The organism is Metabacillus schmidteae (assembly GCF_903166545.1).
In the GTDB taxonomy this organism is placed as follows: domain Bacteria; phylum Bacillota; class Bacilli; order Bacillales; family Bacillaceae; genus Metabacillus; species Metabacillus schmidteae.
In genome coordinates this window covers 1,682,418-1,697,157 of record NZ_CAESCH010000001.1, presented here as the reverse complement: position 1 = coordinate 1,697,157, position 14,740 = coordinate 1,682,418, and the positions used below count along the sequence as shown (strand labels likewise).

The window sequence follows — 14,740 nt, the reverse complement described above, 5'->3', positions numbered from 1 at the left end:
TAGTAGAGTTTGGTGAAAAAACGGTGAAAGGAAACGGGGTCTCAAGAAAAATTTTGCTACTCTATCAAAAAAAGACCTTATACCATTAAATGGTATAAGGTCTTAAAAGAATCATCTTCTATAAGCCAAATAGATTAGGCAAGAATAAACTTATTTGAGGGATATATGTAACTAACACAACAATCGCAATGATCGCAACATAAAACGGTACTAATGGTTTGAGAAGTTTTTCGATCTTAACCTTCCCTATGCTGGCACCTACAAATAACCCTGTACCGACAGGCGGTGTAATGGTCCCAATACATAAGTTGAAAATAAAGAATATTCCAAAGTGAACTGGATCAATTCCTAAGTTTGTAGCGATTGGTAAGAAGATTGGCGTAAATATTAGTATAGCTGGTGCGATATCCATAAACGTACCAATCAACAATAAAATAATCGTAATACATGCTAGAATAACAAATTTATTATCTGAGATTCCTAAAATTAGATTACTAATCGCCTCCGGTAATCCTGTTAACGCCATAACAAAGGACATACCTGATGATGCAGCAATTAAAAACATGATGACTCCTGTCATTTTTACTGCTTCTATTAAAACACTTGGTAATTGCTTAAGAGATATTGACCGATAAAATAGTAAAGCTAAAAATAATGAATAAACCACACAAACTGCTGATGCCTCTATTGCTGTGAAAATACCTGATAGTATCCCCCCGATAATTATCACAATCAATAATAAACTAGGAATTGCTTCGATGATGATCCTTTTGCCTTCATTAAAAGAAACCCTTGGTGCTATTGGATACTTATGCTTCTTTGCAATAATATAAGCCACTATCATAACAGCTAATCCCCATAAAATCCCTACAACATAACCACCCATAAATAAAGCAGCTATAGAAGTTCCTCCACTTATTAAGGAAAAGATAATAAATGCCGAACTAGGAGGGATTAACATTCCTGTTGGAGCTGATGCAATATTTACTGCAGCTGAAAATGTTTTATCATAGCCTTCTTTTTCTTGTAAAGGTATTAACGTCCCTCCAATTGCTGTTGATGCAGCAATTGCAGAACCGGATATAGATCCAAAAAACATATTTCCAATAATATTCGTATGAGCCAATGAACCAGGTATTCTTCCACCTAACAACTTAGCTAAATTCACTAGTTTGATAGCGATTCCACCATTATTCATAATAATCCCTGACAAGATAAAAAATGGAACTGCCAATAAGGAAAAGCTATCTAAACTTGTAATCATCTTTTGTGCAGATGTAAATAATGACACATCAAAAGGTAAAACAATGATAACTGTTGCAAGTGATGCAGCAGCTATACTAATAGCAATGGGTATACCTATAAACATAAGGACGGCAAACACGCTAATTAATATTAAACTAGCTTGTAACTCCATATATCTCACCTACTTTCATTTAATGGAACTTCACGTATTAGCATGCTTTTTTCTCTTCAATTATAATAACTTTTTTCTTCCTATTTTTAATCTCCTGTATATTAATCACGCTATAAAAAAGAATGAATACTCCTGACAAAGGTAATGCCAAATATACATATCCCATCGGCAAATGGAGTGCTGGAGAAATCTGGGCCATCGTTAGAGATACTGCCTTTGCACCACCATATACCATAACCGTTGCTGAGAATAATAGGAAAAATGCTTGAATGACAATATCTAATTTCTTTGCAGAATCTTCATCTAAACGGTCTCTCAAATATGTAATGGCAATATGCTCACTTCTTCCAACAACATAAGCAGTTGCCAGCATAGCAAGCCAAATTAAACTATACCTTAACAGCTCTTCTGTAAATGTACTAGGGTTTTTCAAAATAAAACGACTTAATACCTGCCAACTTGCAACCGCTATCATAACTAAGAATAAAGCACACGTCAGAAATTCTATGACTCTATCGACACTTTTCTTTACATATCTCATCGTATCGCCCTCTATCATTTATTTTCCTTCATTTTCATGATCTCTTTATATAGCTTTTTAAACGTTTCATTTTTAGCAAACTCATCATGTAACGGCTGCACCGCTACTTGGAATGGTTTTTTATCAACATCATTAAAAACCACATTAAACTCATTTTCTGATCTTTCTTTTGCTTGATCTACAGCATCCTTCCAAACAACTTTTTCAAACTCTGTAGACTCTCTTGCCGCCTCGTATACAGCCTCTTGTTGATCTTTTGTCAGACCTTCTAATGTTTCTTTATTGATAACCATTATATCTGGTACTCTTGTATGTTCATCATATGAATAATATTTTGCTACTTCACCATGTCCAGCTTCTGTAATGGCAAACTCATTATTTTCTGCACCATCTAAGATCCCTTGCTGCAAAGAAGTATAGACCTCGCCACTATCCATAGGTGTTGGTGAACCACCTAGCAGTTGAACCATTTTTATTGCCGTTTGACTTTGCATAACCCTAATTTTCTTTCCTTTTAAATCATCTGGCGTCTCAATAGGTCCGTCTGTCATGTAAAAGCTTCTTTGTCCTGAATCATAATAGGTTAACCCTACAAATCCCAACTTTTCTGTTGATTGATAAATCGGTTTGACAAGATCACTATCCATAACTCGGTAAAAATGTTCTTCATTTTCAAACAAATATGGAAGACCGAATATTGAATATTGATTAGAGAAGCTTTCTAATGCTGATCCGCTAACCTTCGTAATATCTACTGCACCTGTTTGTGTTAATTCAATCAATTCCCGTTCCCCGCCTAGCTGACTATCTGGAAAATATTCAACTGTTACTTCACCATTTGTTTTTTCAGATAGAAGCTTTCCAAACTCAGCCATCGCATCTTTAACTGGTTGGCTATTACTTGCATAAGCAAATCGTAAAACTATGGAATCGTTCTCATTTTTGCTATAACCAGTAATTAAAATAATAGACAATAAGCCTATTATGATAATAGGAATGACCTTCTTCATTTTTTGTCCCCCTTGTGCCTATGTTTTTAATAGACTTGGAATCTGATGAACCAAGTCTATTAAAAATTAAGGATTTACACTCTTTTTAGTTTAGATATACTCATATAAGAATTCAGCCAAGCAAAGTACAGCTAAAGACTGTCCGTATGGCATTGTCGTGATTTTAATTTCTTTATAAAACTCTAATGAATCTCCCATACCTGTTCCTACAGACACTTTTTGTAAGGCACCATCTTCATTAATTTCTTCTACAATGCCTTTGATCGCTTTGTAAGCTACATCCTTGTACTCTTGGCTAATATAACGTTTATGGATAGATTTTAAGATACCATAGGCAAATCCTGCTGTTGCAGATGCTTCCAAGTAAGAAGTTTTATCATTAATTAAGGTATGCCATAATCCGCTTTCATTTTGATATTCAGCTAATGCCTCAACCTGTCTTTGTAACGTATCTATTAAAAATTCTCTTAAGAAATCTCCCTGTTGTAAATCCAGTATTTCAATAATTTCTGGAATTGCAATTGTAATCCAACAATTTCCTCGTCCCCATAAAGCTTCTGCATAATTGTGATTTTCTTCAAATGTCCAGCCATGAAACCACAGACCTGTTTTTCGATCACTTAAGTATTTGATGTGAATTAAGAATTGTTTTTTAGCTTCTTCGATATATTCTTGTTTATTGAAAAGCCTTCCAATTTTCGCTAGAGGTAATACCGTCATCATTAATGTATCATCCCACAGCTGATTTTTATTTTCAGGTCCATATGTCATATGCTGAAGACCATTTTCCTTTGTACGGGGCATATCATACATAACCCATTCAGCCCAGCTTTCTAAGTATGGCACAAATGTCTGATCCTTCGTTTCTTCATACAAAAATGCTAAGGTAAGGAGTGGAGCCATTGTGTTAACATTTTTAGGCGGTACACCCTCTTTAAATCTAGCATTAAACCAATCTGTTATAATTTTTAAAGCCTTCTGATCATTTGTTAGTTTCCAATATTTAAATATTCCATAAAGCCCAACACCTTGTGGCCAATTCCAAACATTCCAGCTTTTATCATCAACAACTAAACCATCAAAGTTTAATAAGAATTCACCCGTATCATCTTTAATTTGTGAAAGATTATCCATTAATACATCTATATAATTTAAGACGTCAATTTTTTCAAGAGATACTTGTTTTTGTACCATTATTTGTTCCCTCCCATTTTAAGTTCAACATATTCCCTAATTAAACGTTTTCATTTTTACTTTTTTCCGCAATGTGTTTTCTTTCCCTTTTGGGACTGTTTATTTATTTCTGTTTTTGTTTACTTATTTCCCTTTTGATTATAAAGAAAATATTTTCTCTGGTCAATGGAATTTTAGGTAATTTTCTAAATAATTAAGAGAATAGAAATCAGTTTTCCCTCTTTATATAAGGTTTTATTAGTAGCATTCCAGCTCTTTAGTATTTCTTATTCAGTGTCTATAAATACTATTTTCCAAATATTTTATACAGTTCTAAATTATCTTTTCCTCTCGTCTAATCGAAATACTTGAAGAAAACTAATGCATTCATCTGTTTGTTATTATTTGTTTATGTTTGTTTTTGTTTGATATGGTTTTATTATAGCACAAACAAAAAAGATGACAACGATAAAATCGTTATCATCTTTTTTCTCCTTATCTCCAGCTCCCTTTAACAAAAATGAAAACTCGTTATATTTTCGCAAGATGAAGTCGAATATTTTTTTCTTGGAATTTTTCTAGAACAAGGTGATCAAGATTAGAGTCTGTTACAATTTCATTCACTTCTTCCAGTGCAGCAAATTGAATGAGGGCCACCTTTTCAAATTTTGTTGAATCTGCTAACAATGTAATTTGATCGGCACACCTAATAATTTGCTTTTTCCAGTCAGCGTGAATACTATTAAATACCGTTAAACCATGATCGACTGACACGCCTGTTGTTCCGAAGAATAATCTGTTTACTCTCATACGACTAAGCATTTCTGTTGCCTGCGCCCCCATTAAAGAGGAAGATTTGTCGATCCTCATTCCTCCTAAAACCATTAATTGAACATTGGTTTTAGTTAGCAGTACATTCGCAATCTTTAAGTCGTTTGTAATAACGGTTATAGGAAAATCACCTAATAACTCAGCAATAGCAAGTGTAGTACTTCCACCGTCCATTAAAATTGTTTCATTTGGTTGAATTAATTTAAATGCCTCTCTTGCAATAGCAAGCTTTACCTCACTATGACCTGACTGACGCTCAGCTATCGGAAGCATTTTCCCGGCGTCCTCAGCTATAACTGCACCACCATGTATGCGATTCAACAATCCTTTATTTTCTAAGAGCTCAAGATCTCCACGAATTGTTTTTTCTGTAACACCTAAAAGGTTACTAAGCTCTGACACTTTCACAATTTTATTTTTATCTAATTGATCTAAAATTCTTTCATGCCGTTCTAAAGCAAGCATATTGTTCCCCCGTAATTTAAACATTTTCTATAACATTATAGGATAAGTTCATACAAAAACAAACAATATATCATTTTTTGTATGAATAATGGTATATCCTATTTAGAGGTTCACAAAAAGCAACCTTCATAAACGAATGGTTGCCAATTATGAGTTATTCTCCTCTTGCTTCTTTCACCGCTTTAATAAACTTGGCTGCAGTTGTTGTGATTTCGCTTAAGTAAGCTGATGTTAGTTCCTTTTTCGTATTTACTAACGAACTGCCAACTCCAACTCCAGCTGCACCTGCTTTAATATATTCACCTACATTATCTACAGAGATTCCACCAGTTGTTATAAGGGGAACTTGAGGCAGAGGCCCATGAATATCTTTAATATAACTTGGTCCAAATACATTTGCCGGAAATACTTTAATTAAATCTGCTCCGTTTTCATAAGCAGTAAGGATTTCAGTTGGTGTTAACGCACCAGGAATGCTCACAACTCCATATCTTTTGGCCATTTCAATTGTTTTACTATTTGTCGTAGGAGAAAAAATAAATTTCGCTCCAGACATAATGGCAATTCGTGCTGTTTCAGCATCGAGAACAGTGCCAGCCCCTACAAGAACATCATCAAGTTCTAAAGATGCTTTTTCAATTGCTGCACATGCACCTGGTGTTTCAACAGTTATTTCTAATACCTTTACTCCACCCGCTTTTAACGCTTCAGCAATAGCAATAATATTGTCAGTTGTTGCCCCTCGAATAACGGCTGCTACTCCAGTTTCCTTTATAATATCAATATGACTCATTTTATTCTCTCCTTATCGAACAACATCTTCACTGTTTTTATTTAGTAATTGCTCTACTTCATCTCTTTCAGGTAAACCATCAACATCTCCATTAACCATTGTTACTAAAGCACCAACAGCATTTGCACGTTCAACTGCTTTGCCCACTTCTAACCCATCAAGTAATCCTGATAGAAAACCTGCCGCAAAACCATCTCCTGCTCCAACAGGATCCACGACCTGTTTAACAGGAAACCCCGGAATTAAAGCGCTATCTTTTCCTGTGAAATAATACGCACCCTCAGCTCCCATTTTCAGGACAACAACTTTTGCACCTTGTTCCAAAAATAAATTTCCGAGTCTTTTAGGATCACTTTCTCCAAATAAAAATTCTCCCTCATCCACACCAGGCAACACAATATCGGCTTCCCTTGCCATCTTTAGCAATGTGTCTCTTGCTGTTTCCTCGTCCCAAAGCTTTGTACGAAGATTTGGATCGAAAACAATTGTACTTCCATTTTCTTTGGCTAACCTTATTGCTTCAAAAACAGTTTCCTTACAGCTTTCACTTAATGCCGGAGTAATACCGGTGATATGGAGATATTTAGCTTTGCCAAGATATTCTTGATTAAGATTAGTTGGCGAAAGCTTACTCGCTGCAGAGCCCTTCCGATAATAGTAAACTCTTGTACTATTCTGTCTTCTCGGCTCCTTAAAATATATCCCTGTTGGTGCATCAGAATCAAAAGTTACCTGACTTACATCAACATTTTCCCCTTTTAAACAGGCGAGGATAGCTTTTCCGAATTCATCATCACCAAGTTTGCTGATCCATCCTACTTGATGTCCTAATCTTGCAAGACCAACTGCAACATTTGACTCTGCTCCCCCAATTTTTTTTGAAAATTGAGAAGCGTTTCTCATGAAACCGTCACTCATTGGAGTAAAAACAACCATTGATTCCCCAATTGTTACAACATCCATATAAATCCCCCACCAACCGAGTTTATTTTTGTTTACAAATTATCTTTTTTGTTCACTTATGTATAGTATATAGTTTGTTGGAGAATTTCTCTATACTTTTTATAAATAATGTAAATGTTTTAGTCGGTGTGTCACTATACATTTTCTCCCCTCAATTACTCTAATAAGATAACTCTACTTACAAAAATTCTCAGTCTGAAACACCAATAGTCGGGAAAAATACCAACAGATATTTCATATTGGAGGTTTACTTATAATGAATGGTAATTCTTTAGCTCCACACGAGTCATTAGATTTACATGAAATAATTAACTTTAAGACACTTTGCGTAGCAAAATCAAAGCTAATGCAAGGTCTTGTTTTTGATGATGATCTTAAAAAGCTCATGCAAAAAGATGTAGAACAATCCATTCAGGCACTTACTGAATTACAGGCTGTTTATCAACGTGCACCATTTGAGGCTCCTGTTCCACAAAATCGTCCAACACCAATCATAAACTAAAAAGGAGGGTAAATGCTGTGAACAATGATTACTTAGATCCAATAAATTCTTTACATGTCCCCGAACTTGCAGATACCACCTTTGCGATGGATTTTCTTATTCGAGCTAAAGAAGGAGTAAGAAATATTGCAGCAGCTTTAACGGAAACCTCTTCCCCTGATCTAAGAGCTATATTACGTAAACAACTTATGCAAGGCATAGCCATGCATCAAGAAATTACTGACCTTATGGTTGAAAAAAAATGGTTTCACCCTCATGACTTAAAAGAACAATATCAATTGGATCAGCTATCAGCCAACAATACAAAAATGATTGGAAACATGAATTTATTCCCAAATGGGACAAATCGTAAAGGCATGTTCGATCGTACACCTGATGAACATTAACATTGGAGGTTTAATAACATGAAGGCTGTAACATATCAAGGCATTAAAAATGTTGAAGTGAAAGAAGTTGAAGATCCAAAAATCCTAAAGCCGGACGACATGATTATTAAAGTAACAAGTACAGCCATTTGCGGTTCTGATTTACATTTAATTCATGGAATGATACCTAATATGCAGGAAAACTATGTAATCGGACATGAACCGATGGGTATTGTTGAAGAGACTGGACCAGGTGTCACAAAAGTAAAAAAGGGAGATCGTGTCATTATTCCTTTTAATATTGCATGCGGTGAATGCCACTACTGTAAAAATCAACTAGAGAGTCAATGTGATAACTCGAATGATAATGGAGAAATGGGCGCCTATTTCGGTTATTCAGGTAATACAGGTGGTTACCCTGGGGGCCAAGCTGAATATTTGAGAGTCCCTTTTGCTAATTTTACTCACTTTAAGATTCCAGAATCCTGTGAAGAACCTGATGAAAAGCTAAGTGTGATCTCAGATGCCATGACCACTGGCTATTGGAGTGTTGACAATGCAGGTGTGAAAGATGGCGATACGGTTATTGTCCTTGGATGTGGACCTGTTGGTCTCTTCGCTCAAAAGTTTTGTTGGTTAAAAGGAGCAAAGCGTGTCATAGCTGTTGATTATGTTGATTATCGATTGCAGCATGCAAAACGAACAAACAAAGTAGAGATTGTTAACTTTGAAAGCAAAGAAAATGTGGGGAACTATCTCAAAGAAATCACGCTAGGTGGAGCTGATGTCGTTATAGATGCTGTTGGGATGGATGGCAAAATGAATGATTTAGAATTCCTTGCATCAGGGTTAAAACTTCAAGGTGGAACAATGAGTGCACTTGTCATTGCCTCTCAAGCTGTTCGAAAAGGCGGCACCATTCAAATTACAGGTATTTATGGAGGAAGATATAACGGTTTTCCATTAGGAGATATTATGCAGCGTAACGTGAATATCCGTTCCGGTCAGGCTCCTGTTATTCACTACATGCCTTATATGTTTGAATTAGTATCAACAGGTAAAATTGATCCGGGCGATGTGGTCAGTCATGTTATCCCCTTGAGTGAAGCGAAACATGGTTATGAAATATTTGACACCAAAACAGATAATTGTATTAAAGTCGTTTTAAAACCATAACGAAAGGAGAATGCAGTTTGGATTACGCTTTACATGAAGTGCTCGAAGTTCAGGAAATGGCAGCATTTAAGACAACCTGTTTAACGAAGTCCAAAACAATGAGAGCTCTAGTGTCCGACCCGGAGTTAAAAGAGATCATGCAACAGGATATTAATACATCAACGAGACAGTTAGAAGAATACTCGTCTATTTTATCAAAAGCAAAAGAAATGCACTAATTGGAGATGATATCATGAACTCAATCTTTGAAAGTTTAACTGGTATGAAGGCATTAACAGATCAAGTTGTCGCAATGGATTTATTGATTTCTGCAAAAAGTGGAGTTAGAAATTATGCAATGGCATTAACTGAATCAGGTACCCCTGAAATAAAGCATACTCTTACTCGCCATTTAGAGGAAGCACTTGACATGCATGAAAAAATCTCCGCTTACATGGTTTCAAAAGGCTGGTACCATGCATTTGACACAAATGAACAAATTGAGTTAAATCTAAAAAACATACACACTGCTATGAACCTACCGACTTTATAATACACTTGTAGAGGACGTTCTCAATTTGTTAATGTAAACGTTCCTCTACTAATATGTGTTTACTAACTAATGAACTATAAACCGAAAAATGATAAAAGTTTTTGCCAAAAAGAAGGATTTTCTGTTTGTCTTTCAGCACGAACATTCATTTGATTATTCGCTGTTGATTCTTTCATGCTTTCAGTATCTTCAGTATCTGTTTTTGACGAAACAGTTGTTGTCTCAGTTTCTGTATTATCACTGGTTTCTTTCTCCTCAGTCGTACCTTCTTCTATATCCTTTTCAAAGATTAATACATATGTTTTGCGATCCGCATCGTTTTTGACAACGATAGAAACGGCTGTTTTTGCTTTATCTCCAATTGTTACTGTCGAATTATCAGAGATCGCCTCATCTTCAATAAAAATTTCCGCGCTTGATTCCTCTGAGTCAGCAGATAAAGTGAGAGTTTTCACATCGTTTTCTAAAGAGATATGATACGTGTACGAATCAGAAGAAAACGTCTTGTTCCAGGTACCGCCCGAAACAGATAATGAGTCAAGATTGGCTGTTGTCTTTGTTTCACTCATACTTGTTGTAGAAGATGATCCAAAACTTTCGGTACTTTTTGTACTACTATCGTTTGAGACTGCCAATACATCAACATTTGCAAAACTGTTTGTTCCGCGATTATTTGACTCTGCCTGTGTTGGAGTAGCTTCCGAGTTATTGCTTTTTGAAGATGTTTCAGCAGTTGGCTGATCTTGAACTGATTGTTCTTTTTCTTCCTCTATGTCGTTTGAACTTGAAGTTTGCTCAGCTTCCCTTACAACAGTGACAGTATATGTTTTTTTGTTGCCGTTCTCTGCTGTTACAATGATCGTAAATGTCGTAGAACCAACAGGCAGTTGTGCCTCATATCCGTCACCACCTTTGACGTTAGTTCCATTAATTGTTACTGCTGACGTATCGGCTTCTGCATTAGGCTTTAGGGTTAATTTACTAATTCCGTTTTTTACTTCTATATGGTAGTCCGTCTTTTCCGGATCAAAATTAAAGTTCCCGTTGGATAAAGATAGATTTGAAAGCTGGTTATTATCATTTTTTGCTCGAACAACCACAATCGAATAAGAAGATACTTCAGTTCCATTTGTAACAGTAATTACAAATTCATTCTCTCCTGTTGATAGTGGTAAGCTTATTTTTACTCCACTGTCAATTTCTTCTCCATTAACTGTAATTGCAGCTGCTTCCTCTTTTTTCTCTACTAATAGATTCATTGTTTTAATATCGTTCTCAACTGATGCCGTATATTCTTTTACATCAGGTGAAAATTCTTGATCCAAGTTAAATTCTTCAATTGATACTGATTGTAATTCAGCAGCGTTCTCTAGAATGGTTATTTCCTCTGCATTTGCGTGAGCTATTGGATAGGCTGAAACATTGGCACCAATGATCGTGCCGGCAGCAATTAACTTTATTCCTAACTGTTTTCTCATTTAGCTTCACCTCTTAGAAATAGTATTTTGTCTTTAGTCTATTAAAAACTTAAACCACTAAACTTTGTTGCTTTTTTCTTGTAAGAAAAAATAGAAGAATCCACACAATACCTAATCCAAGAGATAAGCAATTTATGACAAATCCAGGAATACCGTTTTCAATGCTTCGTAAAGCGGTAGATAAAGAACTGTCTTGAGGTCCTCTATTCATCTGCATTTGACCATTCTGACTTGATGCATCTATACTTTTTTCTTGAGCACTGGAATTAGTTGAATTTGTTCCTTCTTCAGTATTTTGAGTTGGTGTACCACCGAAGCCATTACCTCCCTCAGCATTAAAGCTACCTCTATCCGGAAATCCTTGTGGCGTTCCCGTCGAAGAATAATTTATGATTCCTATCGTTGATTGAATAAGTAACAGTACTAATGCCAAAACTCCTACCAAGTTCATCATTTTTATCATTGAGTAGTCACTCCCTATTGAATTTTTCTTCTTTTAAAAATGTTTAGTTACTCCTGACGCAAAGCCTGAATAGGATTTAATTTAGAAGCTTTATTTGCAGGGAATACTCCAAAAATAATCCCAATGGCAAAAGAGAATAAGAAAGCTGATAATGTAACTGTTGGTGAATACGATATGGACAGACTAGAGAATAACTCAATTAGTTTTGAAATACCTAAACCTAATACAACCCCTATAAGTCCGCCAATTACACTTAAAACAACTGCCTCAATTAGGAACTGAAGAAGTATTGATTTGCGGTTTGCACCAATTGCTTTTCTGATCCCAATTTCCTTTGTTCGCTCAGATACCGAGACAAGCATAATGTTCATGACACCAATTCCGCCTACCAACAAGGATATACTTGCGATGCCGCCCAACATAACTGTCATGGTATCTGAAACAGATGTCATTGTTTCCATTAAATCCTCTTGACTTGATACCGAATAATAATCACTTAGATTTGGAAATAGTGTCGTCATCACACCTTGTACTTGAAATTTCGCTCTGTCTACCATTTGTTCGTCCTGTGCATTTAAATAAATCGTGCCTATCGTTGTATTTTTCGTGACTCTTTGTGTTGTAGAAAGAGGAGCAATGATGACACTGTCACCGCTTGTTCCAAGTGAGCTACCTACAGATTCAAGTACACCAATAACCTTAAAAGATACTCCATTTATTTGAATACTCTCTCCAATTGGATTTGTATTCGGAAACAAAGTTGAAGCAGTATCCGAGCCTAATACAACCACTTTTTGTCTTAACTCATTCTCCATGTCAGATAAGAACCGACCTTGACTTAGTGATAAATCTCTAACAGTTAAATAGGATGAAGTCGTACCCGTAATTGAAACTTGTGTAGAGTTCTCACCATATATTGCTGTTATTCTTCCCGAAACGATCGGAGCTACTTCTGAAATTCCATTTAATACAGTAAATTGCTCAAGCTGATCTTCTTTTAATGAAACTGATTCGGTATCTGTTACACTAAGAGTTAATAGATTTGTTCCAAGACTACCAATTTCCTCTGTTACTGAGTTTGATGAGCCTTGACCGACGCCTACCAACGTAATGACAGACGCAACCCCGATGATAATTCCAAGCATGGTAAGAAAAGCTCTTAATTTATTGCCTTTGATACTCTTTAGCGCCATCTTGATTGATTCCAACAGGTTCAAACCAGTCACCTCCATTTTCAAAAACTTTACCATCATGAATTCTTACAACCCGTTTAGCTTGCTTTGCAACCTCTAAATCATGTGTAATTAAAATGATCACATGTCCTTTTGCATTTAATTCTTTAAGCAATTGCAAGACCTCTTTACTTGTCTTACTATCTAAAGCACCTGTTGGCTCATCGGCCAGCAGGACAGAAGGGTTGCCCGCAAGTGCCCTTGCAATCGCAACCCTCTGCTGTTGCCCACCTGAAAGCTGAGTTGGCAAATGTTGGTATCTCCCAGTCAATCCCACTAAATCTAAGCAAGAAGCAGCCTTTTCTCTACGTTCTTTCGCTCCCATTCCTCGATAAACAAGGGGAAGTTCAACATTTTCTAAAGCTGTCAGCTTATTTAGCAAATTGAAGTGTTGGAAGACAAACCCGATTTTCACATTACGTACCATAGCAAGCTCTTGATCTTTCATTGTTGCGACATTTTTTCCATCTAGTAAGTACTCTCCTCCATCTGGTGTATCTAAGCAGCCAAGCATGTTCATGAATGTAGATTTTCCTGAACCAGAAGGACCAATGATGGATAGGAAGTCCCCTTCATTTATTTGAAGGGAAACATCCTGCAAGGCATGTACCGTTTCATCGCCAAGCTCATATGACTTTGACATGTTTTTAATTTCAATAATTGGTTTCGTCATATTACTCATTACCTCTTCCTGCTCCACTCGGCATTCCTTGTCCCCCATTACCTGGGAATCCTTGTCCACTACCAGCAGCACCCGGGAATCCCTGCTCTCTATTTCCACCTGTGAATCCTTGAGTAGATTCGCTTGCAGTTGACGTATTAACCTGTAACTGGATCGTTTGTCCTTCTGTTAAACCGGAAATGATCTCAATATTTTGATCATCATTAATTCCAGTTTCAACTACTTGATCTGTTGTACTTGCTTCAGTATCACTTGAAGCAGATTCTTGAAGGGTCACATATTTTTCTTCACCATTCACCTTTACTGATTCAATTGGAACATAAAGAACATCCTGCTTACTCTCTGTAATGATGTTGACCTCTGTTGACATCCCAATTAACAAGCTTTTTGGATCTTTTAGTTGTACAGTTACACTGAAGCTTGAAACACCGTTCTCAGCCGTTCCTTCTTTCGAAACCTCTGTTACCGTCCCTTCATATGTTTCATCAGGAAAAGCACTTGCTGTAATTTCTGCTGTTTGTCCTACTTTCATTTTCGAAATGTCAAGCTCATCAATACTAATCACTGTCTCTAACGTTTCATAATCTGTGATATGACCAAGTACTTGGGAATTTTGAACACGACTACCGCTTTCGACATCAATGGTCGTAATTGTACCTGCATGAGCAGCTGTAATCGGGTCACTTCCATCTGTAAAAGTAATAAGCTCGTCTCCCGCTTCAACAACATCATTTACCTCTACTAAAACTTCCTCAACCTCTCCTTCTAAATCAGCTGTGATATCAGAGCTATTAATAGAAGCAACTGTACCTGAGCCACTAACCCCAACCTGGATGTCTCCTTTTTGAACGGTTGTAGTCATGGCTTGTGCTGAAACAGGTGTTGCTGTTTGTTTACTTTGAAAAAACCAAACCCCTCCACCTACTGCTAGAATGATAATTACGATAATTGAAATCCACTTTTTCACAAGTATTCCTCCTATTTATAATGTTTGGTTTAAGTCGTATGTTCACTTCAGAAGTGATTATAGAATGTGAACCTTAACGAATCCTTAAAAATATAAGCCATAAAAAAACTTTTGAGGAAAATTGTTTTTCATTTTTTTACATACAAATAA

General features: G+C 36.2%; 17 protein-coding genes. 5 read left to right on the top strand and 12 right to left on the bottom strand.

The features are described 5' to 3' along the window. Window positions 1–118: 118 nt before the first annotated feature. The 7 genes from HWV59_RS08120 to HWV59_RS08090 all read right to left on the bottom strand — a co-directional run bounded on the left by HWV59_RS08120 (window position 119) and on the right by HWV59_RS08090 (window position 7,193). Entirely contained in the window at window positions 119–1,417 is a 1,299-nt protein-coding gene (locus HWV59_RS08120) for a TRAP transporter large permease (RefSeq protein ID WP_175638562.1), read from the bottom strand. Window positions 1,418–1,454: 37 nt separating this feature from the next. Continuing rightward, window positions 1,455–1,958 carry a TRAP transporter small permease gene (locus HWV59_RS08115; protein ID WP_102230249.1) on the bottom strand — a complete coding sequence of 168 codons (504 nt, stop codon included), beginning with the start codon at window positions 1,956–1,958 and terminating at the stop codon, window positions 1,455–1,457. Between the two features lie 14 nt (window positions 1,959–1,972). After that, window positions 1,973–2,968 (bottom strand): TRAP transporter substrate-binding protein, encoded by a 996-nt coding sequence (locus HWV59_RS08110; protein ID WP_175638561.1) that lies wholly within the window; start codon window positions 2,966–2,968, stop codon window positions 1,973–1,975. 90 nt (window positions 2,969–3,058) lie between these two features. Continuing rightward, window positions 3,059–4,162, bottom strand: coding sequence for a beta-galactosidase BglB (gene bglB / locus HWV59_RS08105; RefSeq protein ID WP_175638560.1), 1,104 nt, complete (start codon window positions 4,160–4,162; stop codon window positions 3,059–3,061). A 510-nt stretch (window positions 4,163–4,672) separates the two neighbouring features. After that, window positions 4,673–5,437 (bottom strand): DeoR/GlpR family DNA-binding transcription regulator, encoded by a 765-nt coding sequence (locus HWV59_RS08100; RefSeq protein ID WP_175638559.1) that lies wholly within the window; start codon window positions 5,435–5,437, stop codon window positions 4,673–4,675. A 154-nt stretch (window positions 5,438–5,591) separates the two neighbouring features. Continuing rightward, the gene (locus tag HWV59_RS08095; RefSeq protein ID WP_175638558.1) at window positions 5,592–6,230 is read right to left on the bottom strand and encodes a bifunctional 4-hydroxy-2-oxoglutarate aldolase/2-dehydro-3-deoxy-phosphogluconate aldolase; all 639 of its coding nucleotides are present in this window, start codon (window positions 6,228–6,230) and stop codon (window positions 5,592–5,594) included. A 12-nt stretch (window positions 6,231–6,242) separates the two neighbouring features. Then, window positions 6,243–7,193, bottom strand: coding sequence for a sugar kinase (locus HWV59_RS08090; RefSeq protein ID WP_175638557.1), 951 nt, complete (start codon window positions 7,191–7,193; stop codon window positions 6,243–6,245). A 256-nt stretch (window positions 7,194–7,449) separates the two neighbouring features. Here HWV59_RS08090 and HWV59_RS08085 point away from each other — a divergent pair, with 256 nt between their 5' ends. Genes HWV59_RS08085 through HWV59_RS08065 form a run of 5 tightly spaced genes read left to right on the top strand, consistent with a single transcriptional unit; the run spans window position 7,450 to window position 9,768 of the window. Next, window positions 7,450–7,695 carry a spore gernimation protein GerQ gene (locus HWV59_RS08085; protein ID WP_102230124.1) on the top strand — a complete coding sequence of 82 codons (246 nt, stop codon included), beginning with the start codon at window positions 7,450–7,452 and terminating at the stop codon, window positions 7,693–7,695. Window positions 7,696–7,712: 17 nt separating this feature from the next. Continuing rightward, window positions 7,713–8,081: a spore coat protein gene (locus tag HWV59_RS08080; RefSeq protein WP_175638556.1), complete on the top strand. Its 369-nt coding sequence runs from the start codon at window positions 7,713–7,715 to the stop codon at window positions 8,079–8,081. A gap of 18 nt (window positions 8,082–8,099) precedes the next feature. After that, window positions 8,100–9,236 (top strand): zinc-dependent alcohol dehydrogenase, encoded by a 1,137-nt coding sequence (locus tag HWV59_RS08075; RefSeq protein ID WP_175638555.1) that lies wholly within the window; start codon window positions 8,100–8,102, stop codon window positions 9,234–9,236. A gap of 17 nt (window positions 9,237–9,253) precedes the next feature. Continuing rightward, on the top strand, window positions 9,254–9,454 hold the full coding sequence (locus tag HWV59_RS08070) for a hypothetical protein (protein WP_175638554.1): 201 nt from the start codon (window positions 9,254–9,256) through the stop codon (window positions 9,452–9,454). 14 nt (window positions 9,455–9,468) lie between these two features. Next, window positions 9,469–9,768 (top strand): spore coat protein, encoded by a 300-nt coding sequence (locus HWV59_RS08065; RefSeq protein ID WP_175638553.1) that lies wholly within the window; start codon window positions 9,469–9,471, stop codon window positions 9,766–9,768. A 74-nt stretch (window positions 9,769–9,842) separates the two neighbouring features. On the opposite strand, the gene HWV59_RS08060 is transcribed toward HWV59_RS08065, so the two are convergent. From HWV59_RS08060 to HWV59_RS08040, 5 genes are read right to left on the bottom strand one after another with little or no spacing between them, the layout of a single operon-like run. Further along, window positions 9,843–11,246: a cadherin-like beta sandwich domain-containing protein gene (locus tag HWV59_RS08060; RefSeq protein ID WP_175638552.1), complete on the bottom strand. Its 1,404-nt coding sequence runs from the start codon at window positions 11,244–11,246 to the stop codon at window positions 9,843–9,845. A gap of 49 nt (window positions 11,247–11,295) precedes the next feature. Then, on the bottom strand, window positions 11,296–11,709 hold the full coding sequence (locus HWV59_RS08055) for a hypothetical protein (protein ID WP_175638551.1): 414 nt from the start codon (window positions 11,707–11,709) through the stop codon (window positions 11,296–11,298). A 47-nt stretch (window positions 11,710–11,756) separates the two neighbouring features. Continuing rightward, entirely contained in the window at window positions 11,757–12,935 is a 1,179-nt protein-coding gene (locus HWV59_RS08050; protein WP_328824323.1) for an ABC transporter permease, read from the bottom strand. Next, window positions 12,874–13,614, bottom strand: a complete 741-nt coding sequence (locus HWV59_RS08045; RefSeq protein WP_328824322.1) for an ABC transporter ATP-binding protein — start codon at window positions 13,612–13,614, stop codon at window positions 12,874–12,876. Before HWV59_RS08045 ends, HWV59_RS08050 begins: the two co-directional genes overlap by 62 nt. A 1-nt stretch (window position 13,615) precedes the next feature. After that, on the bottom strand, window positions 13,616–14,590 hold the full coding sequence (locus tag HWV59_RS08040; protein ID WP_175638550.1) for an efflux RND transporter periplasmic adaptor subunit: 975 nt from the start codon (window positions 14,588–14,590) through the stop codon (window positions 13,616–13,618). Window positions 14,591–14,740: the final 150 nt, after the last annotated feature.

Coding starts and splice junctions, on each gene's coding strand:
- HWV59_RS08065 (WP_175638553.1), top strand. CDS start 9,469: ATGAACTCAATCTTTGAAAGTTTAACTGGTATGAAGGCATTAACAGAT.
- HWV59_RS08055 (WP_175638551.1), bottom strand. CDS start 11,709: ATGATAAAAATGATGAACTTGGTAGGAGTTTTGGCATTAGTACTGTTA.
- HWV59_RS08100 (WP_175638559.1), bottom strand. CDS start 5,437: ATGCTTGCTTTAGAACGGCATGAAAGAATTTTAGATCAATTAGATAAA.
- HWV59_RS08095 (WP_175638558.1), bottom strand. CDS start 6,230: ATGAGTCATATTGATATTATAAAGGAAACTGGAGTAGCAGCCGTTATT.
- HWV59_RS08045 (WP_328824322.1), bottom strand. CDS start 13,614: ATGACGAAACCAATTATTGAAATTAAAAACATGTCAAAGTCATATGAG.
- HWV59_RS08110 (WP_175638561.1), bottom strand. CDS start 2,968: ATGAAGAAGGTCATTCCTATTATCATAATAGGCTTATTGTCTATTATT.
- HWV59_RS08115 (WP_102230249.1), bottom strand. CDS start 1,958: ATGAGATATGTAAAGAAAAGTGTCGATAGAGTCATAGAATTTCTGACG.
- HWV59_RS08090 (WP_175638557.1), bottom strand. CDS start 7,193: ATGGATGTTGTAACAATTGGGGAATCAATGGTTGTTTTTACTCCAATG.
- HWV59_RS08060 (WP_175638552.1), bottom strand. CDS start 11,246: ATGAGAAAACAGTTAGGAATAAAGTTAATTGCTGCCGGCACGATCATT.
- HWV59_RS08085 (WP_102230124.1), top strand. CDS start 7,450: ATGAATGGTAATTCTTTAGCTCCACACGAGTCATTAGATTTACATGAA.
- HWV59_RS08120 (WP_175638562.1), bottom strand. CDS start 1,417: ATGGAGTTACAAGCTAGTTTAATATTAATTAGCGTGTTTGCCGTCCTT.
- HWV59_RS08075 (WP_175638555.1), top strand. CDS start 8,100: ATGAAGGCTGTAACATATCAAGGCATTAAAAATGTTGAAGTGAAAGAA.
- bglB (WP_175638560.1), bottom strand. CDS start 4,162: ATGGTACAAAAACAAGTATCTCTTGAAAAAATTGACGTCTTAAATTAT.